This is a genomic window from Arthrobacter sp. CJ23 (assembly GCF_024741795.1).
Taxonomy (GTDB): Bacteria; Actinomycetota; Actinomycetes; order Actinomycetales; family Micrococcaceae; genus Arthrobacter.
In genome coordinates, this window is record NZ_CP102950.1 from 4,480,793 (window position 1) to 4,506,076 (window position 25,284).

25 protein-coding genes and 1 pseudogene are annotated in these 25,284 nt (G+C 65.5%); 14 read left to right on the forward strand and 12 right to left on the reverse strand.

Going from position 1 to position 25,284, the window contains the following annotated elements; translation table 11 throughout:
• Positions 1-19: 19 nt before the first annotated feature.
• From NVV90_RS20275 to NVV90_RS20305, 7 genes are all read left to right on the forward strand, one after another.
• On the forward strand, positions 20-913 hold the full coding sequence (locus NVV90_RS20275) for a hypothetical protein (RefSeq protein ID WP_258439034.1): 894 nt from the start codon (positions 20-22) through the stop codon (positions 911-913).
• A gap of 58 nt (positions 914-971) precedes the next feature.
• Positions 972-1,697, forward strand: coding sequence for a ferredoxin--NADP reductase (locus NVV90_RS20280; protein ID WP_258439035.1), 726 nt, complete (start codon positions 972-974; stop codon positions 1,695-1,697).
• 118 nt (positions 1,698-1,815) lie between these two features.
• The gene (locus tag NVV90_RS20285; RefSeq protein WP_258439036.1) at positions 1,816-3,252 is read left to right on the forward strand and encodes a GH32 C-terminal domain-containing protein; all 1,437 of its coding nucleotides are present in this window, start codon (positions 1,816-1,818) and stop codon (positions 3,250-3,252) included.
• 56 nt (positions 3,253-3,308) lie between these two features.
• Positions 3,309-4,646, forward strand: a complete 1,338-nt coding sequence (locus tag NVV90_RS20290) for an ABC transporter substrate-binding protein (RefSeq protein ID WP_258439037.1) — start codon at positions 3,309-3,311, stop codon at positions 4,644-4,646.
• Positions 4,647-4,693: 47 nt separating this feature from the next.
• On the forward strand, positions 4,694-5,572 hold the full coding sequence (locus tag NVV90_RS20295; protein WP_258439038.1) for a carbohydrate ABC transporter permease: 879 nt from the start codon (positions 4,694-4,696) through the stop codon (positions 5,570-5,572).
• A complete protein-coding gene (locus NVV90_RS20300) occupies positions 5,572-6,474 on the forward strand; it encodes a carbohydrate ABC transporter permease (RefSeq protein ID WP_258439039.1) in 903 nt (300 codons plus the stop codon). Before NVV90_RS20295 ends, NVV90_RS20300 begins: the two co-directional genes overlap by 1 nt.
• Before the next feature lie 38 nt (positions 6,475-6,512).
• Positions 6,513-7,592, forward strand: coding sequence for a LacI family DNA-binding transcriptional regulator (locus NVV90_RS20305; RefSeq protein WP_258439040.1), 1,080 nt, complete (start codon positions 6,513-6,515; stop codon positions 7,590-7,592).
• Between the two features lie 71 nt (positions 7,593-7,663).
• On the opposite strand, the gene NVV90_RS20310 is transcribed toward NVV90_RS20305, so the two are convergent.
• Positions 7,664-8,362: a hypothetical protein gene (locus tag NVV90_RS20310; RefSeq protein WP_258439041.1), complete on the reverse strand. Its 699-nt coding sequence runs from the start codon at positions 8,360-8,362 to the stop codon at positions 7,664-7,666.
• Positions 8,363-8,525: 163 nt separating this feature from the next.
• Here NVV90_RS20310 and NVV90_RS20315 point away from each other — a divergent pair, with 163 nt between their 5' ends.
• Positions 8,526-9,149 (forward strand): hypothetical protein, encoded by a 624-nt coding sequence (locus NVV90_RS20315; protein ID WP_258439042.1) that lies wholly within the window; start codon positions 8,526-8,528, stop codon positions 9,147-9,149.
• 25 nt (positions 9,150-9,174) lie between these two features.
• Here NVV90_RS20315 and NVV90_RS20320 read toward each other — a convergent pair whose 3' ends face one another.
• From NVV90_RS20320 to NVV90_RS20330, 3 genes are read right to left on the reverse strand one after another with little or no spacing between them, the layout of a single operon-like run.
• Complete coding sequence (locus NVV90_RS20320; protein WP_258439043.1) at positions 9,175-10,548, reverse strand: NAD(P)(+) transhydrogenase (Re/Si-specific) subunit beta; 1,374 nt, start codon at positions 10,546-10,548, stop codon at positions 9,175-9,177.
• Positions 10,545-10,832, reverse strand: coding sequence for an NAD(P) transhydrogenase subunit alpha (locus NVV90_RS20325; RefSeq protein WP_258439044.1), 288 nt, complete (start codon positions 10,830-10,832; stop codon positions 10,545-10,547). Before NVV90_RS20325 ends, NVV90_RS20320 begins: the two co-directional genes overlap by 4 nt.
• Positions 10,832-12,028 carry a Re/Si-specific NAD(P)(+) transhydrogenase subunit alpha gene (locus NVV90_RS20330; protein ID WP_258439045.1) on the reverse strand — a complete coding sequence of 399 codons (1,197 nt, stop codon included), beginning with the start codon at positions 12,026-12,028 and terminating at the stop codon, positions 10,832-10,834. The genes NVV90_RS20325 and NVV90_RS20330 overlap by 1 nt, the downstream gene beginning before the upstream one ends.
• A gap of 183 nt (positions 12,029-12,211) precedes the next feature.
• Between NVV90_RS20330 and NVV90_RS20335 the strand changes: the two genes are divergently transcribed.
• The 4 genes and pseudogenes from NVV90_RS20335 to NVV90_RS20350 form a co-directional block, all read left to right on the forward strand.
• Positions 12,212-12,823 carry an NADPH-dependent FMN reductase gene (locus NVV90_RS20335; RefSeq protein ID WP_258439046.1) on the forward strand — a complete coding sequence of 204 codons (612 nt, stop codon included), beginning with the start codon at positions 12,212-12,214 and terminating at the stop codon, positions 12,821-12,823.
• Between the two features lie 101 nt (positions 12,824-12,924).
• A complete protein-coding gene (locus tag NVV90_RS20340) occupies positions 12,925-13,566 on the forward strand; it encodes an NADPH-dependent F420 reductase (protein WP_258439047.1) in 642 nt (213 codons plus the stop codon).
• 173 nt (positions 13,567-13,739) lie between these two features.
• Positions 13,740-14,084, forward strand: coding sequence for an iron chaperone (locus NVV90_RS20345; protein WP_258439048.1), 345 nt, complete (start codon positions 13,740-13,742; stop codon positions 14,082-14,084).
• Positions 14,085-14,139: 55 nt separating this feature from the next.
• Positions 14,140-14,274, forward strand: a pseudogene (locus NVV90_RS20350) (IS481 family transposase); the annotation flags it as partial.
• 88 nt (positions 14,275-14,362) lie between these two features.
• On the opposite strand, the gene pcaC reads toward NVV90_RS20350, so the two are convergent.
• From pcaC to NVV90_RS20390, 8 genes are all read right to left on the reverse strand, one after another.
• Positions 14,363-14,809: a 4-carboxymuconolactone decarboxylase gene (pcaC, locus tag NVV90_RS20355; RefSeq protein WP_258439049.1), complete on the reverse strand. Its 447-nt coding sequence runs from the start codon at positions 14,807-14,809 to the stop codon at positions 14,363-14,365.
• Between the two features lie 2 nt (positions 14,810-14,811).
• Positions 14,812-15,630, reverse strand: coding sequence for an alpha/beta hydrolase (locus NVV90_RS20360; protein WP_258439050.1), 819 nt, complete (start codon positions 15,628-15,630; stop codon positions 14,812-14,814).
• Positions 15,623-17,059, reverse strand: a complete 1,437-nt coding sequence (locus NVV90_RS20365) for an adenylosuccinate lyase family protein (RefSeq protein ID WP_258439051.1) — start codon at positions 17,057-17,059, stop codon at positions 15,623-15,625. The genes NVV90_RS20360 and NVV90_RS20365 overlap by 8 nt, the downstream gene beginning before the upstream one ends.
• Positions 17,056-17,694, reverse strand: coding sequence for a protocatechuate 3,4-dioxygenase subunit alpha (gene pcaG, locus NVV90_RS20370; protein ID WP_258439052.1), 639 nt, complete (start codon positions 17,692-17,694; stop codon positions 17,056-17,058). Before pcaG ends, NVV90_RS20365 begins: the two co-directional genes overlap by 4 nt.
• 4 nt (positions 17,695-17,698) lie before the next feature.
• Entirely contained in the window at positions 17,699-18,574 is an 876-nt protein-coding gene (gene pcaH, locus NVV90_RS20375) for a protocatechuate 3,4-dioxygenase subunit beta (RefSeq protein WP_258439053.1), read from the reverse strand.
• Between the two features lie 39 nt (positions 18,575-18,613).
• Entirely contained in the window at positions 18,614-20,485 is a 1,872-nt protein-coding gene (locus tag NVV90_RS20380; protein WP_258439054.1) for a bifunctional sugar phosphate isomerase/epimerase/4-hydroxyphenylpyruvate dioxygenase family protein, read from the reverse strand.
• The gene (locus tag NVV90_RS20385) at positions 20,485-21,402 is read right to left on the reverse strand and encodes a shikimate dehydrogenase (protein WP_258439055.1); all 918 of its coding nucleotides are present in this window, start codon (positions 21,400-21,402) and stop codon (positions 20,485-20,487) included. The genes NVV90_RS20380 and NVV90_RS20385 overlap by 1 nt, the downstream gene beginning before the upstream one ends.
• Positions 21,403-21,620: 218 nt before the next feature.
• Positions 21,621-22,391, reverse strand: coding sequence for an IclR family transcriptional regulator (locus NVV90_RS20390; RefSeq protein ID WP_258439056.1), 771 nt, complete (start codon positions 22,389-22,391; stop codon positions 21,621-21,623).
• 206 nt (positions 22,392-22,597) lie between these two features.
• Here NVV90_RS20390 and NVV90_RS20395 point away from each other — a divergent pair, with 206 nt between their 5' ends.
• Positions 22,598-23,917 (forward strand): MFS transporter, encoded by a 1,320-nt coding sequence (locus NVV90_RS20395; RefSeq protein ID WP_258439057.1) that lies wholly within the window; start codon positions 22,598-22,600, stop codon positions 23,915-23,917.
• Positions 23,918-24,088: 171 nt separating this feature from the next.
• Positions 24,089-25,270, forward strand: a complete 1,182-nt coding sequence (locus tag NVV90_RS20400) for a hypothetical protein (RefSeq protein WP_258439058.1) — start codon at positions 24,089-24,091, stop codon at positions 25,268-25,270.
• The last annotated feature ends 14 nt before the right edge of the window (positions 25,271-25,284 follow it).

The window sequence follows — 25,284 nt, forward strand, 5'->3', positions numbered from 1 at the left end:
AGGGAAGTGGAGCATCCCGGTGAAACACGACAAGAGCATCCAGTGGGAGCGGGTCAGTTCCGAGCAACTGGACCTGAGCGGGACGAGGGTTGCAGTCGTCGGTGGCACCGGCGGCCTGGGACGCGCCCTCAGCCGCCTGATGGCCTCGCGCGGGGCCGCAGTGACGGTGGTGGGGCAAACCTTCCGCGACTTCGGTTCCGCCAACATCGATTTCGTCCAGGCAGACCTGAGCCTGATGGGCGAGGCGGTGCGGGTTGCGGGCTTGCTGCCTGCGGAAAACCTGGACCTGCTGGTCCTGACGACCGGAATCTTCGCGGCCCCTCAGCGACAGCAGACCGCGGAGGGCCTTGAACGCGATATGGCCGTGAGCTACCTCAACCGGCTGGTCCTCCTCCGCAACCTCGCCCCACGCCTCGGCAAGACCAGGCAGGAGCCCGCCACGAAACCGCGCGTGTTCATCATGGGATTCCCGGGCACGGGTCAGACCGCCAAAATCGACGACCTGAATTTCGAGAAATCGTACAGCTCGATGTCGGCGCACATGAGTACCGTGGCGGGCAACGAAGCGCTTGTCAGGGACTCGGCGCAGCGCTACCCGGAGATCAACTTCTACGGGCTGAATCCGGGGCTGCACAAGACGAACATCCGAAGCAACATGGCCGGCGCGAACCGCTTCAGGTACGGCGCCATGGAATGGGTGATCGGGGTGCTCACACCCAGCGTGGAGAGCTACGCAGAACACATCGTCCCGCTGCTCGTTTCGCCCGGCATCGAGAGCCATAGTGGCTCCATGTTCGACCAGAAAGCACGGGCGATCATGCCTTCATCCGGCATGACGCCCGACCACGCAAAGAGCATCATCGACTCATCGGAGAAGCTGATCGCCCGCGTCACACCCGGCATCCCGCTCTAGCCCGCCGCCGGAACAATCTCGGCCAGGCCCAGCGGATGCCCGGTACTTGAGGCCCGGTATGCACTTCACCAGCGCTGTAGTCTCCTCGCGGCAACTCACGCCCACGACGCACGCGATTCAGGTCGAGAAGCCGAAATCGTTCGTGTTCGAACCCACCCAGTTCACGTTCCTTCAGCTGCTGACGGAGGCCGGCCTGGACGTCCGTCCGATGTCGCTGGCGACGAGCCCCACGCGGCCCCACCTGGAGTATGCAGTCCGCCTCTCCGACTCAGCCTTCAAACGCGCGTTCGCCGCCCTGCGCCCCGGGGACGAGGTGGCGGTCTTTGGCCCGATCGGTGACTTCGTGCTGCACGAAACCAGACCCGCTGTCCTCATAGCGGGCGGCATCGGAGTCACTCCCCTCAAAGGAATGGCCGAATATGCGGCCGACAGGGCGTTGCCCATTGAGATCCGGCTCGTCTACAGCAGCCGCAGCGAGGACGAAATCGCCTACCGGGACAGTTTGGCGGCGCTGGAAAAGGAGAACGCCCGCTTCCGTGTGTTCCACACCCTTACGCGCGCCGCCGACCCGAGTTGGGACGGCGCCATTGGCCGCATCGGTCCAAGCCTCCTCCGCCAAGCGGCCGGCGATCTGGTGAAGCCGGTCTACTACGTCAGCGGCACCCTCGGAATGGTCGCGGGCACCCTGCGGATCCTCCGTGGGGAGGGCATTGCCGACAACGATATCGAGGAAGAAGTGTTCCGCGGCTATCCCTGGGGCAGCGCCGTGGACCTGCCCGGATGAACGATGGCGGGGGCCGAGCAGCTGAACCAGCAAAATTTGCTAAAACGCTTGATCATCTCGGGAATTAACGCTAGCTTTCAAGTGATCAAACGCTTTAGCAGAATGGACATCAGCGCAGATGAATCGCTCAGTCTTCTTCCAGCCCAACGATGGATGGGTTGGGGACCTCATCCCCTTCGAGAAGGATGGAGAGTTCTGGCTCTTCTACCTCCACGAAGACCGCTCAGACCCCAAACCCGGCACTTCCTGGAACCTCGTCACCACCAAGGACCTCACGCAGTTTGAGGACCACGGCGTTTCGCTTCAGCACGGCACTGAAACCGACCTCGACTTCAATGCCTACACGGGCAGTATCGTCATCGACGACGCCGGCGTCCACCACCTCTTCTACACAGGCCAGAACCCCCGCAACCTCGGAGCCGACGGCGCCCCTCTCCAGTTGGTCATGCACGCCACAAGCACTGACGACATGCAGAGCTGGACAAAACATCCGGAACTCACCTTCGGCGCTCCCCACGGCTACGAGTCCGGTGACTGGCGGGATCCCTTCGTGTTCCGGGATGAAAGCAAAGGCCAGTGGAGGATGCTGCTCGCGGCAAGGCATTACACGGGACCGGACCGGCGCCGCGGTGTCATCGCCCAGTGCATCTCCAATGATCTGATGACCTGGCAGCACACCGAACCGTTCTGGGATCCGCGCCGCTACATCACCCATGAATGCCCGGACGTCTTCTCGTGGGGCGACTGGTGGTACATGGTCTATTCGGAGTTTTCCGAATCGTTCACAACCCGCTACAGAATGGCCAAGAGCCCCGACGGCCCGTGGACCGTGCCGAACCTGGACAGCATTGACGGCCGTGCCTTCTACGCATCCAAGTCCGCGGAGCGTGACGGACGCCGCTTCTTCTTTGGATGGATCGCCAGCAAGGAAGGCAACACCGACGACGGTCCCTGGCAGTGGGCCGGCACGATGTCCGTCCTGGAAGCACGCCAGAACCCCGACGGAACACTGGGATTCTCCTTCGCCGACGAACTCGTAGACAGCTTCTGGGATGACGTCCCGGTAACCCTGCCGAACGAGCTGCCCACACGACTGGACGTGCCGGACGGGTACACCGCCGTCATCTCCGACGAAGAACTGCCCAGCCAGTTCTATGCCAAGGCAGTGCTGGACATCGCCCCCAACACCACCGAATGCGGGCTTCTGCTGCGCTCCAGCCAGGACGGGGACCACTCCTACGTCCTGCGGCTGGAACCGAAACGCGGCCGGCTCGTCTTCGACCGCTGGCCACGCACCATCACCGGGGACGCGCAATGGCATGTTTCCGGTGACGTCCCGTTCGACATCGAACTGGAACGCCCCTGCGACCTCACCCCCGGCGAACACACTCTGGAGGTCATCGTCGACGGCGATCTGTGCGTCGCCGTCGTCGACCGGCAGGTGGCGCTCAGCGCCCGGATCTACGAGCTGTCAGCGGGACGGATCGGCCTTTTCGCCGGCGAAGGATCCGCCACCGTCACCGAACTTGAGATACGCAAGCGCACCGACAACTGAATACGCCAACCCCACCCCCATCCCCACCCCCGTACCAATCAAGGGAGATTGTCGCAATGAAAAAACTGTTCCGTGCTGCCGCCATCGCCGCCGCCGCTGCCTTGGCTTTGACAGCCTGTGGCGGCGGAGGAAGTTCCAGCGACCCGTCCAACGTCAGCCCCACCGGGGAAGTCAAGCCGCGCGAGATTTCGTGGCTGCTTTCACGTCCCGCTGACGGGGCCGTCATCAACATCATGAAGAAGCTCGCTGACGACTATGCCAAGGACCACCCGGGCTTCGCGCTGAACCTCATTACCACTCCGGACCGGCCCTCCTACATCCAAAAACTGGAGACCCTGGCCGCGGCAAACAAGCTCCCCGAACTGTTCGACACGGACGCCACTCCATTTGCCCAGCAGCTCGCAAAACAGGGCAAGATGGTGGACGCCGAGAAGCTCTTGAAGTCCCTGGACATCTACGATGACTACCGGCCCAGCGCCCTGGACTACCAGCGATTCGACGACGGCTCCTTGTACATGATCCCGTTCCAGTTCGAGCTGGAATTCATCTGGTACAACAAGGCACTGTTGGAAAAGGCGGGCGTCGCGGTGCCGAAGTCCCTGGATGACCTCCCTGCGATGTGCACCGCGCTGCGGAGTGCAGGGATCACCCCGATCGCCATCGACGGACAGGACCAGTGGCCGCTGGAACGCTACGTCGCGTACCAGCCGTTCCGGGAAGCCGGACCGGAGTTCGTCCAAAAGCTCAAGCAGGGCGAAGCCAAGTTCACGGATCCTGCCGGACAAAAGACCGTTCAATGGATGGCAGAGCTCGGCAAGGCCAAGTGCTTCCAAGAGGGCTTTTCCGCCCAGGGCTACTCGGACGCGCAGAACCAGTTCACCTCCGGCCAGGCGGCAATGTACAACATCGGCACCTGGGAGCTGCCCAGCCTGGCCACCGACAAACTGAACCCCGCGGTGCGCGAGGACATCGACTTCTTCACCCTCCCAACCACAAAGGGTTCGGTGACGTCAGCCAATGAGTTCGTCTCCCCATCCGGCATCGGCATGGCCGTGAACACGAAGACCTACGATCCGCTCGTAAGCGACTTCCTGAAGTTCGCCTTGGAGAAGTACCCCACTGAATACGCAGCCACGGGGGCCCTTTCCCCCACCACCAACGTGCAGACCGCGCTCCCCGGCAACGCCACGCCCCTGTACAAGAAGGCCTTGGAAACAGCCAACGGCCTCGGGGCAAAGCAGGCCATGCCGTGGGACACCCAACTGGACCCCACTACCAACGGCAGGCTGCAGCAGGAGCTCGTCCTTCTCGTCCAGGGCAACATCACGCCCGAGCAATTCACCAGCACGATGGACGCCACCATCAAGCAGAACGCCCCCAAGTTCTTCAAGTAAACCGTAGCGGCGGGGGGCCGAAAGGCCCCCGCCCGAAAGGCCCAGCCATGCTTCCCAACAGGTCAAGGACATCCGTCCTGGTCTTCCTGCTCCCACCTCTGCTGCTCTACTGCGCAGCGGTTCTTTTCCCCATTCTGCAATCCCTGTTCCTGAGCTTCTTCTCCTGGAACGGCATCAGCGACATGGAGTTCGTCGGACTGGCCAACTACATCCGGATGATCACCGCCGATGACATCTTCTGGCGCTCGTTCTTCAATGCACTCCTCTACCTGGCCATCTGCCTGGTCCTGCAGCTCGGCGGTGCACTGCTCGTAGCCAGCCTGCTCACGTCTCTGCGCCGGGGGCGGGAGCTCATCAAAACGCTCTATCTGCTGCCTGCCGTCATCTCCACGGTGGCGATCGCGTTCCTCTTCGTGCGCATCTATTCCATTGATCCAGTCGGCCTGCTCAACCAGTTGCTGCACTGGGTGGGCCTGGGCACCTTCGAACGCGCCTGGTTGTCAGACGTGAATACCGTACTGGCCGCCGTTTCCGCACCCGAAGGCTGGCGGTTCACGGGGCTTTACATGCTCATCATCTACGCGGCGCTGATCGCCGTACCCAAGGAACTGGAAGAAGCCGCGGTTTTGGACGGCGCCTCAAAGTGGACGCTATTCACGAAAATCCGGTTCCCTTACATCCGGCCAGTGTGGATCACCACAACCATCATGGCCACCACCTACGGCCTGCGCGGCTTCGACATCCCCTATCTCATGACCAACGGCGGCCCCGGACAATCCTCCGAACTGCTCACCACCTACATGTACAAGACTGCATTCACCAGTACCGATTTCGGGTACGCCAGCACCATCTCCGTGTTCATCGTGATCGAATGTCTCGTCGCCGTCGGCCTCATCCTGTTCATGCTCAAGCGGAAGGCAGACTAATGATCGCCCAAACAGCCCCGGCCGCCCCGCCAACCACGCTGCCGCCCACACCCACCATCAAGAGACGCCGGCGCAAGCCCAGCCTGTACCGGACCTTGTCACGCGTGCTGATCATGCTGATCGTGATCGTCCAGGTCTACCCTCTCGCCTGGCTGTTCCTGACCAGCCTGCGCACCGAGCACGACTTCGCGACCGGTGACCCTTTCGCGCTGCCAAGCTCCCTGACCTGGGAGAACTACGCCCGGGCGTTCGAAACAGGCGACCTCGGCCGGAACATCCTTAACAGCTTCATCGTCACGATGGGTGCCAACGTCCTCATTGTCCTGCTGGGAATGATGGCCGCCTACGCCATCCAGGTCCTTGGTTTCCGCCTCAGCAGGTTTGTCCGTGGGCTGTTCCTGATCGGGATCATCGTTCCCGTCCAGATCGCTTTGGTCCCGCTGTTCATCGACTACTCCACAGTGAACCTGCTGGACACCTACCAATCGATGATCATCCCCTTGGCCGGCTTCGCGCTGCCCATGTCCATCTACCTGTTCTCATCATTCTTCGAATACATCCCCCGGGAAACCTACGAAGCGGCCTCCATTGACGGCGCCGGCCCGTACAGGATCTTTGGCTTGATCACCCTGCCGTTGTCACTGAACACCGTCGTGACCGTTGTTTTGGTCAACAGCATCTTCATCTGGAACGACTTCGTCTTCGCCAACACGTTCGTTCTCTCTGAAGAACTGAAAACCATTCCTTTGGGTCTGCAGAACTACATCGGTGCCATGGGCAAAGTCGACTGGACTGCCACCTTCGCCGCGGTGTGCGTGACCATCACGCCTCTGCTCCTGGTCTTCCTGGTCCTGAACAAGGCCATGATCCAAGGCTTGGAAAGCGGGGCGACGAAGGGATGACGGCCATGGCAGACGGATATACTCCTGATGGAGGACAGATGATTTCGCAGGAGAATAATTCAGGCACCGCGGCCACCCCCGACGTTCCTGTCAGAACAGGCCCCGCCCATCCGGTTACCCTCCGCGAAGTTGCTGAAGCAGCCGGTGTCTCCACTGCCACGGTCTCGCTCGTGATCAACAAGAAGAAAAACGCCCGCATCGCAGATGCGACCCGTCAACGCGTCAAAGACGCGATCCGGCAGCTCGGCTACCGCCCCAACGCGATGGCCAAGACCCTGGTCAGCGGCACCTCACGGTTCATCGGGTTGGTCGCAGACGGCGTCGCCACCACCCCCTTCGCAGGCCAGATCATCCACGGAGCGCAGGACGAAGCCTGGAAACACGGGTACGCCCTGCTGATCGCCAACACCGAGGGCAACCGCGACCTGGAAAAGGACGCGATCGCCATGATGCTGGAATACAAGGTTCGCGGCATCCTGTACTCGACGTGGTTCCACCGGCCCACCGACATCCCGGAAACACTGCGCGAGGCCGACTTCGTCCTCGTCAACTGCTTTTCTCCCGAGCCCGGAGCGGCCCGCGCTGTGGTACCCGACGAAGCCCAGGGTGGGCGGTCCGCGACGGAAATCCTGCTCCGCGGCGGCCACCGGCGCATTGCCTTCATCAATGCCACGATCCCCGCCCCAGCCAAGGACGGACGGCTCCAAGGGTACAAAGAAGCACTGGAGGCTGCCGGAATTTCGTTCGACCCCCACCTGGTCATGGAAGCCTACCCGGACCAGGAAGGCGGATACGGCGCCACCGAAGAACTGCTCAAACGAAACGTCACCGCCGTGTACTGCTACAACGACCGCATGGCCATGGGACTCTATGACGGACTGCGGGAACACGGACTGTCCATCCCGGGTGACATCGCCGTGGTCGGATTCGACAACCAGGAAGTCATCGCAGCCCACCTTCGGCCACCGCTGTCCACCGTGTCACTCCCCCACTACGAGCTGGGAGCCGCAGGAGTGCGCATGCTGCTGGGCTTGGACGAAGCACCCGACGACTCCGCAGTGAAGATCGCGTGCCCCACCATTGAACGCGCATCCGTAGCTGTGCACTCGCCCGCATAGCTTGCGAGCATCCGGCTAGACCGCAATCCGACGGCAGGGAGCAGCGCCGGTCCAGCTCGGCCGAGCTTCGCTCAGGCGTGCTCCGCCTCGTAGCGGACCTTGAGCGCACCACGCTTGATCTTCAGTTCCAGCACCCTTACTTGGGCGAGGTCCGCGAGAGTTGCGACGTGTGTTCCGCCGCATGGCTCATTGTTGACCCCTTCGATCTCCACCATCCGATGCCCGGCGGCGTCCGTCGTCGCGTTGACGGCTCCTCCGCGGGCCAGCACGGCGTCCAACGCCTCCTGCAGCTCCGCCCGGACTGCCTCGCGGAGCTCCGGGGTGGCAAGCTCCGCCTCGAATCCCTCGGGAGAGAAATCCAGCCTCGCCTGACCCGGATAGTGGCTGTGGCCTGTGCTCTGCCAACCGCGGGCCTCGCCCAGATGCCCCAGGACGTGACCGGCAGTGTGCAGCGCGGCGTGACGCTTGCGCAGTTCCGCGTCAATGGCGCAGACGACGGCGGTCCCGGCTTCCAGATTGTCCGGTGCACCGGACAATACGACGAGACCTTCCTCGCTGCGGGACGGGATCACAGGAGTACCGTTGAGCGTGCCCTCGTCCGAGGGCTGGCCGCCGCCCTTCGGGTGGAAAATGTTGGGACTCACGGCCGCCCAGGCGCCGTTCTCGTCCTCGCCGGCAGCCACCACCGTGGCCTCAGCTTCGAAGAGGTAGGTGCCGCCGTAGTAGGCCTGTTCTTGCTGGATCCGCGGTGTTTCAGTGCTGGCAGTCATCCATCCAGCATAGGCCGGAGGCCCAGCCAGAGTGACCGTGACGTTCCTTCCCAGTTGCTCCAGCGTGGTGGAATGCTGGCCAATCCCCGCAACTCGTGGGAGTATGGGCCGGACTGTCGCAGGACACTGAAAATTTGGGGGAAAATTGTCCGAGAATGCTGCTGTGCCCAGAGAATCACGGCCCGGGAATGACGAAGCCAGCGGGTCCGCACGGCCCGAGCCCGAATATGGAGTCAGGCTTCCTGCCGGCCCCGAACATCCCCTGGGCGCTGCGGCAGGGACGCCCGCGTGGCACCCCGAGGCCTACCCGCAGCAGGCACCTCTTGCGCAGCCGCACCGTCCCGCCGAGGACGTGGGACGCGGAACCTTGCTGGCCCTCGCCGTCGTCCCGCTCGGCATCATCGTGTGGATGATCCTCTGGAAGTTCGGCTGGATCACCTCGCTGGTTACCTTCGGCGCTGCTGCCCTGGCGGCCCGTTTCTACGTCCTTGGCACCGGCGGCGTCCTGAGCCGCAAGGGTGTCTGGATCATCGCAGGAGTCACGGCGGCCACCGCAATTCTGTCGTTCGTCGGCGGGGTCTGGCTGGACGCGGTCGAATTCTTGGGAGGGTCGCCGCTGGCCAGGGTGTTCGACCCGGAACCGTGGGCACTCATGGGCGACAACCTCATGTACAACCCCGATTTCGTCAGCGGGTACATGGGCGACTTCCTGATGGCGTTGCTGTTCGGTGCCCTGGGGTGCTTCTTCACCCTGCGCCGCCTGTTCGCGTCCACCAAGAACGTCTAGGACGCGCACAAGCCTCGCCCGCGCCCTACAGCGCTTTGACTGCGCCCAGCACCTTGGTCAGCGACTCCTTGGCGTCGCCGAACAGCAGGGTGGTCTGCGGTTCGTACAGCAGCTCGTTCTCGATCCCGGCGAAGCCTGGCCGCATGGAGCGCTTCAGGAACACCACCTGACGGGCGTCGGCCACCTCGAGGATGGGCATGCCGTAGATCGGTGAGCCGGCGCTGGTCTTGGCGGCGGGATTGACGACGTCGTTGGCGCCCACCACGAGTGCGACGTCGGCGGTCCTGAATTCGGAGTTGATCTCGCCCATCTCCTTGAGCGACTCGTAGGGTACGTTGGCCTCGGCGAGGAGCACGTTCATGTGCCCCGGCATGCGGCCGGCCACGGGGTGGATGGCGAAGTCCACGTCGATCCCGCGCGCCTCGAGCGCCAGGGCGAGTTCGGCCGCGGTGTGCTGCCCCTGCGCCACGGCCAGGCCGTAGCCGGGCACGATGATGACGCGTTGCGCGTAGCCCAGGAGCACCGCGACGTCCTCCGCGCTGGAGGAGCGCACGGGGCGATCGCTCGCCGTGGTCGATCCCGCCGTCGAGCCTCCCCGGAAGGCGCCGAACAGGATGCCGGTGACCTTGCGGCCCATGGCCGCGGCCATGGCGCGGGTGAGGATGGTACCGGAGGCGCCCACCAGCGTTCCGGCCACCACCAGCAGCACGTTGCCCAGCACCAGGCCGGACGCGGCCACGGCCAGGCCGGTGAAGGCGTTCAGCAGCGAAATGACGATGGGCACGTCCGCGCCGCCCACCGGCAGCACCAGCAGCACGCCGGCCATCAGCCCCAGCGCCAAGAGCAGCAGGGCGAGCGGGAAGGAACCGCTGAACACGATCGCGACGGCGGCGCCCACCGCGACCAGCAGCACGGCCCCCATGAGCACGGGCAGGCCCGGGAAGAGCACGGGGCGGGTGGTCATGAGCTCCTGCAGCTTGGCGAACGTGATAGCCGAACCGGCGAAGGACACGGCCCCCACCAGCAGCGTGAACACGATGGCCACACGCACCCAGGCGTCGCCGGTGTGGCCGAGCTCGAGCAGGGCCACGAGCGCCGCGGCGCCGCCGCCCACCCCGTTGAACAGCGCCACGAGCTGCGGCATCTGCGTCATCTGCACCCGCCGGGCCACCGGTGCGGCCACCGCGCTTCCCACCGCGATGGCGCCCAGGATCCAGGGAATGTTGTCCATCTTCACCGAGACGAAGACCGTGGCGACGGCGAGCAGCGCACCGAAGGCGCCCAGCAGGTTGCCGCGCCGGGCGGTGCGCGGCGAGCTCAGGCCCCTGAGGGCGAGGATGAAGCACACGGCCGCGGCCAGGTAGAGCAGCGCGGTCCAGACCGGGGCGAGGAGGGTCATTTGGTGCGCCCCTTGCCGCCGAACATCTCCAGCATGCGGTCGGTCACCACGAAGCCGCCCACCAGGTTGGCGGTGGCGAGGACCACGGCGAGCAGCGCCACCGCGAGCACCCATGGGTCCGAGGCCTGGCCGGCCACGATGATGGCGCCCACCAGGATGATGCCGTGGATGGCGTTGGCCCCGGACATGAGGGGCGTGTGCAGGGTGCTGGAGACCTTGGAAACCACCTCGAAGCCCACGAAGACCGCCAGCACGGTGATCGTCAGCAGGCTGATGCCGTCCATCAGTTCACTCCTTCGTTCTCGGACTCCGCAGGAACGTCGTCCGCGTCCGCAGCGTCGAGGGCCGCGAGCGCCTCCGCCGTCGGGCCGTGCCGGATCTCGCCGTCGTGCGTGAGGCACGCGCCGGCCACCACCTCGTCCCCGAAATCGGGGGCCACGGTCCCGTCCCGGACCATGAGCGCGAGGAGGTTGGCCACGTTCTTGGCGTAGAGCCGCGAGGCGTCCGATGGCATGGCCGACGCCGGATCCTTCAGCCCCACCAGCGTGACCTGGCCCTGACCGTCGGCCGTGGGCACCAGGACGTCCTCGCCGGGGACGGAGCCCTCCACGTTGCCGCCGGATTCCGCGGCAAGGTCGATCACCACCGAGCCGGGGCGCATGCCCTGCACCATGTCTCGGCTCACCAGCAGCGGGGCCCGCCTGCCGGGCACGGCCGCCGTCGTGATCAGCACGTCCGCCAGCGCCACATGCGGGGCAAGAAGCTCCCGCTGCAGGGCGCCGCGGTCGGCGCTGAGCTCGCGGGCGTAGCCGCCTGAGGCCTCCGCCGTCTCAAGGTCCAGCTTGATGAACGTGCCGCCCATCGAGGCGACCTCGTCGGCCGAGGCGGGCCGGATGTCGTTGGCGGAGACGCGGGCGCCGAGCCGTTTGGCGGTGCCGATGGCCTGCAGCCCGGCCACGCCGGCGCCGAGCACCAGCACGCGGGCGGGCGGCACGGTCCCTGCGGCGGTCATGTAGAGCGGGAAGAAGCGCGGCAGCCGGATCGCGGCCTCCAGCACGCAGCGGTACCCGGCCACGAGGGCCTGCGAGGAGAGGGCGTCCATGGACTGGGCGCGGGAGATGCGCGGGACCAGCTCCAGGGCGAAGGAGGTCACGCCGGCGGCGGCGAGCGCGCGGACGGTGGGCAGCGCCGACGACGGCGAGGCCAGGCCCACGGTGACGGCACCCTTCCGGAGGGCTGCCGCCGTCGCGGGTTCCAGCGGGCGGACGTGGGCGTAGACGTCCAGGCTGCCGGGAACCAGGGAAGGCTCGACGGCGGCGCCCGCGTTCCGGTAGTCGTCGTCGCTGTGCCCGGCGGCGAGCCCGGCCCCGCTTTCGACCACCACGTCCAGGCCCAGCCCGGTCAGCTGCTTCACCGTCTCGGGCGTTGCCGCCACCCGCCGTTCGCCGTCGATCCGCTCCCTCGCTACGCCCAGCAACACCGGATGCTCCCCTCCCGGACAGAGTCATTGTTGGCTAGAGTCTATGGCCCGCGGCTCCGGCACGGCAGTAGGGTGGCCGTTCCCAATGACGGGAGGCTGAACTATGCTCGCCATGAGCTGGGAGCCCCCAGTTCCCGCCGTCGATGGGCCGGCTCTGCCGCGCCGTCGGGAAGGAATGCAGCCATGGCCACCTTCAAAATCGGTTACCTCGTGGGGAGCCTGTCCAGCAGCTCCATCAACCGGGTCCTGTCCAAAGCGCTGATCAGTGTGGCGCCGGAGGAACTCGAATTCACCGAAATCCCCATCAAGGACCTCCCGCTCTACAGCCAGGATTACGACGCCGACTACCCGCCCGCCGGCCGGGCCCTCAAGGACGCGATCGCGGCCTCGGACGGCATCCTGTTCATCTCGCCCGAATTCAACCGCTCCATCCCCGGCGCGCTGAAGAACGCCATCGACTGGGGTTCCCGGCCCTGGGGCACCAACTCCTTTGCCCGCAAGCCCACGGGCATCATCGGCACCTCGCCGGGCAGCATCGGCACCGCCGTCATGCAGTCCTCCATGCGCAGCGTGCTGAGCTTCCTCGACGCGCCGCAGCTGAACGCCCCGGAGGCCTACATCAAGTTCAATCCGGCGAGCTTCGCGGCGGACGGGACGGTCACGGACGAGGGCACGGCAGCGCTGCTGCGCCACTACATGGAGGAATACAGCGCCTTCGTGCAGCGTGTCCTGGCCGCCAACGCCCCGGGCCACATCGGCGACGAGCACCCGGACGAGGCCAAGCTGACGCGGTAGCGCCCGTGGCGCCGCCTGCCGGGAAACGCTCGACGGCGGGCGGCACCGACATATTGCGTAACGCGGGAAATAGGCGTCTGCAACATGTTGTTGTCGCCAGCATGACAACAATCGGAATCATCGGTGCAGGACACATTGGCAGCCAGGTCGCACGCAAGGCCGTGGAAAATGGCTACGACGTCGTGATCAGCAATTCACGGGGTCCCGAAACCTTGGCGGACCTGGTTACGGAACTGGGCCCCCGCGCCCGGGCCGCAACGGCAGCCGAGGCAGCAGCGGCAGGCGATTTCGCCGTCGTGACCGTTCCCCTCAAGAACTATCAGGACATCCCGGTGGCACCGCTGGAGGGCAAGATCGTCATCGACACCAATAACTACTACTGGGAGCGAGACGGCCACATCACGGCCCTGGACAACGGCGAAGCGACGACATCCGGGCTGCTCCAGAAGCATCTCCCCACTTCCAAGGTGGCCAAGGGCTTCAATCACCTCTACGCCAAGGACATCACCACCGACGGCACCCCCGCAGGTACGCCAAACCGGCGAGCACTGGCCACCGCCAGCGACTTCCCCGAAGCCGCTGAACTCGTCACCAGGCTCTACGACGAGTTCGGCTTCGACACCGTCAACATCGGCCCGCTCGAGGACAGTTGGCGGTCTGAGCGCGACCGCCCTGCCTACGTGATCCGGCAGAACGCCGTCGAACTCCGCGACAACCTCGCCAAGGCGACGCGCACCATCTAACTCAACACGAACGACGGCGGGCAGGCGGCTTGCGCTTGCCCGCCGCTTTTCGTCTTGGCGGTGATCCCGGAGCGGAAGATCCTTCGATCTTGCGGACAGAAACGGCGCTTTGGACACGCTCTTAAGGGCCGTATCATTACACAAACTCCTGTCGGATGGCGCACCATGTCCCTATGGGAACCGTCGCCGATTATCTGCAGGACGTCAGCGCAGCCAACCGCGGGACGCTGGAACGCATTGTCGAGATCGCGCGCGAGTTAGCGCCCGACGCCGAAGAGGGCACCAGCTACGGGATGCCTGCTTTGCTCGTGGAAGGCAAAGGCTTCGTGAGCGTGCTCGAAACCAAGAACCACCTGGCCCTGTACCCGTTCAGCGGGCAGATCCTGCCGGGGATGGCCGAGGAGCTTGGGGCTTACTCATGGTCGCCGGGGACGTTGCGGTTCTCTGCGGACAATCCACTGCCGGATTCATTGGTGCGCCGGATCCTGGAGACGCGGCTGGCGGCCATCCGGAAGTAGGAAAAGGCCCCGCAGCGCCTAACAAAGGTTCGTCTACCCGCAGCCGAACGCGTGCCGGCAGCCGCCGGCCGAGACGATGACCGTGCTGCAAGCCCAGGTCCGCGCCTTCGACCGCTACTACAACACCGAACGTGAACACCAAGCACTGCCCGGGCGCCGGACCCCGCAGGAAGCCTGGGACGCGACACCGAAAACACCGGCCCCGCCACGTCCTGAGACATGAAGTGTCCACGAGGTCCTGAGACATCACAACGGCTCAAAACGACGCCTACTGCGACCTAGTTGGGTGGGGTGACTGCGTCGATGTCGGCGAAGACCTTCTGGGCCGTCTTGAAGGCGGTGTTGGCGGAGGGCACGCCGCAGTAGATGGCGCTCTGCAGCAGGATTTCCTTGATCTCGTCCCGGCTCAGGCCGTTGGTGAGTGCCGAACGGATGTGCATGGCGAGCTCTTCCCAGTGCCCATGCGCGATCATCGCCGTGATCGTAACGGCCGAGCGCATGCGCCGGTCCAGGCCGGGCCGGGTCCAGATGCCGCCCCAGGCGATCCGGGTGATCATGTCCTGGAAGTCGCCGGTGAAGTCGTCCTTCCCGGCGTTGGCGCGGTCCACGTGCGCGTCGCCGAGCACCCCGCGGCGGACCACCATGCCGGCGTCGTAGATCTCCTGCGCGGTGGCGCCGGGCTGGACGGCGCCCTGCGATGGGTCGCTGCTCTGTGGGGGACTCATGGTCATCGTCCGTTCTCCTTCATGAAGGTCCGCATCAAATCAGCCACAGCGGCCGGCGCCTCTGCGGGCGCGAGGTGCGCGACGCCGTCGAGCGCCACCGCCACGGCACTGCCGCCGCCGGCCTTGATGCCGGCGGCAACCTCTTCAGCGAACGACGGTGGGGCAACGGAATCCTCGACGCCGGCGATCGCCTGCGTGGGGACGGTGATGCTGCCGAGCTGGGCGCGGACGTCGAAGGCGGCGAGGGCTTCGCAGCAGAAGGCGTAGCTGAAGCGATCGGCGTCGCGCAGGGCGTGGAGGAGCCTGCTGCTGACCTCGGGCCGGCGGTCCATGAACCCGGGGGCGAACCAGCGCTGCGCGGAGCCCTGGATCATCACCGGGGTTCCCTGCGCGCGCACGGTTTCGGCGCGCTCCAGCCAGCCCTCGGGCGTGCCGAGCTTGGCGCCGCTGCACTGCACGGACAGGCTGCGGAGGCGGTCGCCGTGCTTGATGCCCAGCTGCAGGCCGGTGGCGCCGCCCAGCGAGACACCGGCGTAGTGGAAGTTCGCGCCGGGGCTCACGGAGTCGACAAGATCGACGACGGCGTCAGCCAGTTCCGCGACATCGAAGCCTTCCGTGGCGGCCGGCGAGATGCCGTGGCCGGGCAGGTCCCAAGCGATGACGTCGTATTCGTCGCCCAGAAGGGCAGCCGCCTCGGTCCAGAGCACGGTGGAGGTGCCGAGCGAGGGGCCCACCACCAGGAGCGGCTTGGCTCCCAGTTCGCGCTGCGGGGAGAGCAGCACGGCCTTGACAGTTGGCCTGGCCGTTGGTGTTTCAGGCACGGGTGGCTCCCTTCGATGAGGTTCCATTGATTTCGGCAGACGCCGCGAAGCCGGGGTAGGCGGCGAGGATCCGGCGGGCAATCTCGGCCCCTTCGCCGAGGTAGCTTGCGGGATCCAGGAGTGCGTGCAGTTCGGCGTCAGAGAGCTTGTCAGCAGGGACGGTTTCGCGCAGCAGCTTGGTGTAGATACGGGACTGCTCGGCAGCCGGCGCCTTCAGCGTTTCGTCGACGACGCCCTGCAGCTTCTGCTTTCCGTCCTCGCCAAGGAGAGGCGCGACGGCGGCCGCCACACCTTCGCTGAGCAGCAGCGGGCCCGAGATTTCCAGGTTGCGGCGCATGGCCTCGGGGAAGACGCGGAGGCCTTCCGTGAGCTCCCTCAGCTGTGAAGCGGCGCCCAAAGCAAGGGCCAACAGCTGGCGGAGGGCCGGCCATTCGCTGTGCCAGGCACCGTCGGGGCGCTCGTCGTTGAAGGTGGCCGCGGCAAGGTGCAGCTGCGATGCCAGGCCGGGTGCTTGCAATGCCGCGCTGCGGATGAGCACGGACAGCACGGGATTCTGCTTCTGCGGCATGGCCGAGGACACACCACGTCCGGTGGCCAACGGTTCGCCGAGTTCGCCCACCTCGGGCCGGCTCAGGAACAGCAGGTCCGCGGCGATCTTGCCGAAGGAATCGATGAGGGCCGCAAGCCCGTCACCCAGAGCCGTGACCGCGAGGCGGTTCGTGTGCCAGGGCGCTGCGGGCGAGGCGAGTCCGAGCGTTGACGCCAAAGCATCGGCAAGGCTGAACGGCGTTGCCTCCGAACCCAATGTCAGCTTGGTGCCCGATGCCAGCGTTCCACCGGCACCACCGAACTGCACCGGCAATTCAAGCGATTCCAGCCTCGCGGCCGCCGCAGCAACCCCATGGAACCACTGCGCGGCCTTGAGCCCGAACGTGTACGGAAGCGCATGCTGCGTCAGGCTCCTGCCCACACACAGCGTGTCCGCATGCTGTTCCGCCAAGGTGGCGAGCGCCGTCGTCGTGCCCTTTACGTCAACCAGCAACGCTGAAATCGTGCGGCTGGCGAGCACCATGAGGGCCGAGTCGAGGACGTCCTGGCTGGTCAGGGAGGTGTGGACGGACTTGCCCGCGATTCCTTCAGGGTCCAGATCTTTGACCCTTGCCCGGAGGTCACCCAGCAGGGGAATCACCGGGTTGCCGCCGCCCTGGGCCCGTTCCGCGATCGAGGCGACGTCATAGGAGCCGGCATCGGCGGCTTCGGCCACCACAGCGGCGGAACCGGCAGGGACGAGCCCTGCCTCCTCGAGGACAGCCGCCCAGGCGGCCTCGACGTCGAGGATTGCCGCGATCACGGCACGGTCGCCCGTCAGCGCCGCCACAGCGGGCGACGCCGAGACGGGGCTGAGGAGGCCGAAGTCGCCGTCGCTCATGCCGGGTTTTCCGTTGCCAGATCGCCAGTTGCCAGGTCCAGCGAACCGTCCTGCTGGAAGTCCAGGAACACGGTCTCGTCGCCGCCCTGCAGGCGGATGTCCCAGCTGAGGCCTCCGTCGGGGTCGCGGCGGGCGATGAGTGTCCGGCGGCGTTCCGGGTCCAGGGAGGACAGCAGCGGGTCGTTGGCGAGGGCTTCCTCGTTTTCCGGCAGGTAGATCCGGGTGAAGAGGCGGTTCATGAGGCCGCGGGCGAACACGGCCACGGAGATGAACGCGGCCCCGCCGGGCTTGGTGGGGCCGGGGTTGACCGTGGTGAAGGTGTACACCCCGGTGTTGCCCACCGCGGCGCGGCCCCAGCCGGTGAAGGTGTAGCCGTCGCGGACCAGGGAACCGGTGCGCCGGACGATGTTGCCCCCGGCGTCGGGCTGCCAGATCTCCAGGATGGCGTCCGGGATGGCGTGGCCGGCGCCGTCGTACACGGTGCCCTGCAGGCGGATGCTGCCGGGGCTGCCCGGGGCCAGGAGCTCGTTGTCCTTGCTGAAGGGCAGGGCGTAGCCGTAGAACGGTCCGACGGTCTGGCCCGGTGTGGGTGTCAACGGTGTGGGTGTCAAAGGTGTGGGTGTCAGGGTGCTCATGTGCCTACTCCTCGTCCCCGGCGTCGCCGAAGGCTTCGTTTTCCGTCCAGGTCCGCCGGGACCCGCTCAGGATGATGTCCCACGTGTAGCCGAGGGCCCATTCGGGGCCGGTCAGCTCGTGGTCGTACCGGGCCACGAGCCGGTCCCGGGCGTCCTGGTCCACGATCGACTGGTAGATCGGGTCCAGCGGGAAGAGCTGGTCGCCCGGGAAGTACATCTGGGTGACGATGCGCTGCGTGAACTCCGTGCCGAACATCGAGAAGTGGATGTGCGCCGGGCGCCAGGCGTTCAGGTGGTTCTTCCACGGGTACGCGCCGGGCTTGATCGTGGTGAAGCGGTAGGAGCCGTCCGGGCCGGTGATGCAGCGGCCCACGCCGGTGAAGTTCGGATCCAGCGGGGCCGGGTGCTGGTCGCGCTTGTGGATGTAGCGGCCCGCGGCGTTGGCCTGCCAGATCTCCACGAGCTGCCCGGCCACCGGGCGGCCGTCCCCGTCGAGCACCTTGCCTGCGACGATGATGCGTTCACCGACCGGTTCGCCGTTGTGCTGGATGGTCAGGTCCGCTTCCAGCGCGTGCACGTCCTGGTGCCCGAACGCGGGCGAGTACAGCTCGATGGTCTCCGGGTCCGCGTGGTGCAGGCTCTTGGTGGGGTGGCGCAGGATGCTGCTGCGGTAGGGCGCATAGTCCAGGCGCGGCTGGGTCTCCGGCGCTGCGACGCCGGCCAGCGCCCGGGCGTAGGCCGCGCTGAGGGCACCGATCTCGGCACTGAGATCCGCCTGCGTGTGCGCGGCGGCATCCGACGATGCATGCCCGGCATGTGGCTCAGCAGCGGGCACGAGCTCATCGGATTCGAGCTGTTGGACGGTCTGGTCTTGCGGCACAGCCGGCTCCCTTCGTTGGATGGGTCCTTATGGTCTGAATCAGTGGCGGTGGAGCGAGTCGTATTGGACGGCGTGGCGAACCGGGGCATTCGGTGCTCCATAGCCGTGGTAGTTGCCGCGGCGTTCCACCATTTCGAAGAACACGCTGCCAACCGTGGCGGTGTAGAAGTGGAGGAATTCGCCCTTGGCGTCCCGGTCGTACAGGAGGTTGAGCTCCTTGAGAGTGGCCAGGAAGCCGGGTTCGAGGTCGAACCGGGCGTCCAGGTCCTCGTAGTAGTTGGCCGGAATCTCCAGGAACTCGAGGCCGCGATCGCGTGCGGACCGGGCCGTGGCCACGAGGTCGTCCACGGCGAAGGCGATGTGTTCCTGGTAGGTCTTGCGTGCACTCTGCGCCTGCTGCGCGGGGGCCAGGTTGAGGACCAGCCTGACCGCGCCGTTGCTGGTTTCCATGACCTGCGAGCGCACCAGGCCGCTGGGGCTGGGGACCTCGGCGAACGGCTGCGGCTCCAGGGCCAAAGCGCTGGTGTAGAAGAGGACAGCTTCGTCGAAGTGCTGCCACGGCTGGGCCAGGTTCACGTGGTCAATCACAGCGTTCCGCGAGGCACCGGAGTGTTCCAGCCCCTCGCCGAACTCGTGCGTCCAGGCAGCAGTGCCGTCCGGGCTGCCCTGGCACAGGAAGATCTCGGTGGAGTCCGGGGCGGAGATGCCCTGGAAGACTTCCTCATCGGCCTGGACCTTGCGGGCAACCACCGGCGCCTTGAGCTGCTGGGCGCGAGCGGAGGCAATCACTGGCGAATCGACGTCGAACCCCAAAGCGGCGATAGCCGGTTCCGCGTGCGACGCGGCCTGCTCGTTGATGATCACGCGGGCCTGGCCCATGGTCCACAGCTGGACGTCCTTGGTGCGGTGGCGGCCCTCGAACTCGAAGCCGAGCTGGCCCAGGAGCGTCTCGAGCTGTGCGGTGTCGTCGGCCTTGACCTCGGCGAAGTTGAAGCCGGCCGGCTCGTTCACCTTGGGCAGCGTGGCCAGTTCCATGGGATAACGACGGCGGGAGGCGCTGCCGTTGATCGCTGCGGCGTCCTCGGAGGTGCTCGCCAGCCATTTGGCGCTCTGCTCCTCCAGCCAGATCAGGGAGCGCATGGCGTCGACCGCAGTCCGCTCGACGTCGGACTGGCGGAAGACGTCGTTGAAGACCTCGAGGGAAACCGGGCCCGTGTAGCCGGCGCGGACCACGTGGCCCATGAACTTGGCGAGCTCGAACTGGCCTTCGCCCGGGAACACGCGGTAGTGGCGGCTCCAGGAGAGCACGTCCATGGAGAGCTTGGGGGCGTCGGCAACCTGGACGAAGAAGATCTTCTCAGCGTTGATCTGCTCGATCGGTGCCGTGTCCCAGTCGCGGGACAGGATGTGGAAGGAATCCAGGCAGGTGCCGAGGTTGGGGTGGTCCACCATTTCCACCAGCCGGTGCGCGTGCTCGTAGTCGCTGACGTACTTTCCCCAGGCCAGGGCTTCGTAGGCAACCTTGACGCCATGGGCCCCGGCCAGCTCGGCGAGTTCCGTCAGCTGGGAGGCGCGCAGTTCGTCGTCGTCGATCGTTGCAGTGGCGACGTTTGAGCAGACCAGGATGGTATCCATGCCAAGGCGGGACATGAGCTTGAACTTGGCCTCGGCCCGCTTGAGGTTGGCCTTCAGCAGGTCCGGGGTGACGCCGTCGAAATCGCGGAACGGCTGGTAGAGATCCAGGCCCAAGCCCAGATCCGCGGCCATTTTCCGCACTTCCTCGGGGCTCAGAGGCGAGGTGACCAGATCCTGTTCGAAGATCTCGATGCCGTCGAAGCCCGCGATGGCGCAGGCCTGCATCTTCTCTTTCAGTGTGCCGGAGAGGCAGACCGTGGCGATTCCGGTGCGCATCAGCGGCCTGCCTTGGCGAAAGCCGGTGCTTCCGTAGCGGCCAGCGCATCCTCGATGGCGATCAGCTCGAGGAAGTGGGCCCGCATGCGGTCCCGGTCGGCGTCGTGCCCTGTGAAGAGCCGGAAAGCGTCGGCCGCCTGACCGACTGCCATGCGGCCGCCGTCGAGAACGTCGCAGCCCTTGGCGCGCGCCTCGCGCACCAGCTGGGTCTCGATGGGGCGGTAGACGATGTCCGCAACCCAGTGCCGCGGTTCCAGCAGCTCGGTGTCCAACGGCAGTCCCGGGTGGGCGGCCATGCCGATCGGGGTGCAGTGCACCAGGCCGTCGGCCAGGGGCATCAGCTCAGGCAGTTCGGCCGGAGTGTGCGGCGTGACCGTGGCGGCCGGGAAGAGTCCGCTGAGTTCGGCGGCACGCTCTGCGGCCCTCGCCGAATCCATGTCCACCAGGTCCAGCGTGCTGACGCCGGCGGTCAGCAGGGCGTAGGCGACGGCGGACCCCGCACCGCCCGCACCGAGCTGGACGACGCGGTTGAGCTTGGCATCTGGAAGTCCGGAGGCCAGTGCCGCGCCGAAGCCGGAGAAGTCCGTGTTGTGGCCGATGAAACGGCCGTCCTGAATGAGGACCGTATTGACGGCACCCAGGCGACGGGCGTCGTCGGAGATTTCGTCAAGGTGCTCAAGCACGAGTTGCTTGCACGGGTGCGTGATGTTCAGGCCGTTGAAGCCCATGCGCTGGGCTGCGATGAGGAGATCCCCGACGGCGGCGGCCGGCAATGCCAGCTCCAGCAGGTCGATGGGGCGGTACAGCAAGCGAAGGCCCTGCACATCTGCTTCGCGTTCGTGCATGGGCGGCGTGAGCGACGGCATGACGCCTTCGCCAATCAGGCCCGCCAGTACGGACTCGGCTCGGTTGCTCATCCTAAAGCTCCTTTGACTTCAGCACCGCGGCCGTTGGCGCCTTGGGGGCCACCGGCCGGCCGGGTGCTTGACTCAGATTACTACACATGTTCACATTCCGCACGCATGTTCTTATCACGAACATTTGCTTTGCGGACTAACGGCTGGCAGACCCAACTGACTGGCAGTAGTGGTTGTTCTGAGCGCCCAAAACAACCACTATTGCGACCCAGTTGGGCCTAACGCTGGGGCAGGCGCGCCGCTAGTTCAGCCGCGGCCTCCTGGAGCAGGGGAACGTGGGCCAGGAGCGCCTCCATGCCGAGCCGGAACACCGGCACGGCCGTGGCGAGCGAGGCGAAGGCGTGACCCTGCGAGTTGAGGACAGGCACGGCCACGGCGCGCATGCCCAGCTCGTTTTCCTCATCCATGACCGCATAGCCCTGCCGCCGGACCTGTTCGATCTCGAGGCGGAAGGCGTCGCGATCGGTGATGGAGAACTCGGTGAGCGGCTCAAGCGCGAGCTCCTCGACGAGCCGGTGCCGCTCGGCGTCGTCGGCGAAGGCGATCAGCGCCTTGCCCACCGAGGTGGTGTGGAGTGCGCCGAGGTGGCCGGGATCGCTGGTGACACGGAAAGTCTGCGGACCGTCCACCTTGTTGACGGTCAGGTGATGGTCGCCGTCGCGCACGGACAGGATGGTGGCCTCGCCTGTGCGGGCGGTGACGCGCTGCAGGACCGGCAGCGCGGTGGCTGCGAAACCGTGGTGGTTGGACACCCTCTGGCCCAGCTGGAAGACGCGCAGGCCCAGATGGTAGCGGCGGCCGTCCGGCTCGTAGTCGACAAAGCCGTCGCGGGTCAGTGAGCCCAGCAGGCGGTAGGTGGTGCTGAACGGCAGCTCGGCATTCCTGGCCAGCTCCGAGGCGCTGGCGCCCTTCGGCTCATTACCCAGCAGCACCAGCAGCCCGAGGGCCTTGCCCACCATGTCGGTTTTTGTGTCCTCTTTCACATTCATAAGCTAAATGCTCTCACATGGTGAGAGCTATTTCTAGATGGTGAATAAAGTTCTTGACAAGTGACCATGCTCACAGCCATGATTTCTGTATTACGCAAGTAGCTCTCACCATGTGGCTACTGAATGGATCGGCCGGCGGTACCCACAAACCGGCACCGCAGCACCCTGGATTTATCCGCGACACCGTCGTCACACGAAGGAACCCCATGAGCCACACCCAGCCGTCCACGGTCCCGGGCACCGCAGCCCCGGCCGGGACGCCCAAGAAGGCCGCGCTTGCCAGCTTCCTCGGCAGCGCCGTCGAGTACTACGACTTCTTCATCTTCGGTTCGGCCGCCGCGCTGATCTTCCCGCACGTTTTCTTCCCCAGCGCGGACGCCAACGCGGCCATCATGTCCTTCGCCACCTTCGGCTTCGCCTACGTGGCCCGGCCGGTCGGCGCAGTCATCCTGGGACACTTCGGCGACCGCATTGGCCGGCAGAAGGTGCTCATGTTCACGCTCGTGCTCATGGGTGCCGCCACGTTCGTGATCGGCTGCCTCCCCGACTTCAAGACCATCGGCTGGTGGGCTCCGGTTCTGCTGGTCCTCGCCCGGCTCTGCCAGGGCCTCTCGGCCGCAGGTGAGCAGGCCGGCGCCTCCTCCATGACGCTTGAACACGCGCCGGACAACCGCCGGTCCTTCTTCACCTCCTGGACGCTCACCGGAACCCAGGGTGGCCAGATCCTCGCTGCCCTGGTCTTCATCCCCGTCGTCGCGCTCCCTGACGAGATCAAGTACGGCATCGGCTGGCGCATCCCGTTCTGGCTGAGCGCCGTCGTTGTGCTGGTTGCATACTTCATCCGCCGCACCCTGCACGAGCCGCCGGCCTTCGCCGAAGCCAAGAAGAACCACCAGATCTCCAAGCTGCCCGTGGCCGATCTGCTCAAACTGCACTGGCGCGACGTCCTCCGCGTGGTCTGCTGTGCGTTCATCGCTGCAGTGAGCACCGTGTTCGGAACCCTGGCCATCAAGTACGCCCAGGACGTAGCCCATGTGAGCAGCACCATCACTCTCTGGCTGGTGGTTGTGGCGAACCTCGTGGCTCTGGGCACGCAGCCGCTGTTCGGCATGCTGGCGGACAAGATCGGCCGCAAGCCCGTGTTCATCTATGGCGCCCTGGCCAGTGCGGTCCTCACGCCGGTGTTCCTGCTGACCCTCGAATCCGGCATCGTCCCGCTGATGTTCCTGGTGTCCGCGGTGTACTTTGCCTTCGGCTACGCCGCCGCCAACGCCGTGTGGCCGTCCTTCTACGGCGAAATGTTCAGCACGCGAGTCCGCTTCTCCGGCCTGGCCATCGGCACGCAGCTTGGCTTCCTCATGGCCGGTTTCGCCCCCGCGATCGTCACGGCCATCGGCGGCACCAAGGCCGGCGGCTGGATCCAGATCTCGATCTTCACCGCAGTCATCTGTGTCATCGCAGCGGTATCGGCCTCCACGGCCCGCGAATCCAGCAAGATCCCGACAGCGGAGCTCGGCCTGAAATAGGCAGTCGCCTCCCGGTCAAGCCACCCTGCGCGACACCGGCGCCGCACCCACGCCGGACCCGCGCGAGCGGACACTTGAGGCCCCGAAATCCGTGGATTTGGGGCCTCAAGTGCTCGTTCGGAGCATGCGGAATTCATCTTTCCGGCCAAGGGGGCCACATATACTGGCCCAATGTCTGACTGGGTATCCGAGGTTTGGTCCTTTACATTCACCACCTTCGTCAGCGCGGCCGCTGGAGTGGGGGCCGAGAAATTCTTCAATATCTCCGGCCGCGTAATTCAACCCCTGTGGTACAACACGTTCGGAAGAATCCACCGACGCCGGCGGCGGGCACAGGACGCGAAACTCATCGGCGGGGCAGAGACGTTTGCCGTCGGTGCCGCCCGGCATCAGATTTATGTCCGGCAGTTTGCGCCCCGGGGATTCTCCCCCGATCACCTCACTGCCCGCCGAGTTCCCGATCAGCCGGCACACGTCTTGATTGAAGATCTGCGCCAAGCCCTTCGCCCCGGCCAAGCGGCCGAGCTGCAAGAAGGCATCGATGCCAGGCGGTTGGAGCTGGATGCAGCCCCGGAAGCTTGGAACGCGGAGAAACTGGCCCTGCGACGGATCAGCGTTTCGCGTATCGGCACGGATGAAGAGCCCACCATCGACCTTGGCTATGCCGTCACAGACTACGCAACCTTCCAGGTCATAGCCAACGCGTGGGAGAAGCAGAGCAAGAACCTGGCCGCCGAGGGACAGGACCTCACTGCGGAAGATCTGCGGGACATACTGCCAGGCCTTTCGAACTCCTTTGGCATCAACCTCACGATTGAAACTGCTGACGACGATCTCCTGCTGACCCAACGCAGCGCCAAGGCCAGCAGCGCAAAGAATCTGCGGCACATCTCCGTGAACGAGGGCATGGCCCCGGCGGACATCGACCCAAGGACGGATCTGCCTGACCCATATCTGACAGCGCTAAGGGGCATCGAGGAGGAGTTGGGAATCGACCTCAACGACGAACCGGAAATCCGGAAGAGAATCACGTTCCACAGCCTCGTGTGTGATGTCACCCGCTATGAGTGGGCCCTGTTGGGACATGTGAATCTCACCCAGACGAAATGGACCAATGCCACGATCCAGGGTGCAAGAAAGCTGGGGGCTGCCCCGGACGACTGGGAGACCAATGAATTGACGTTCATTCCCTTCAACAGAAAGTCGCTCGAAGACGCACTGGGCGATGATTCCAATTGGGTGGGGCATGGCTACATGAACCTCCTGCTTTCGGCAATGTTCAGGCTTCGAAAGGACAGAAGCGCCTTCCTTGAAAAGGCACGCACGGTCCTGATGAGCGACAAACGGGCATAGAAGCACTTCCCCCG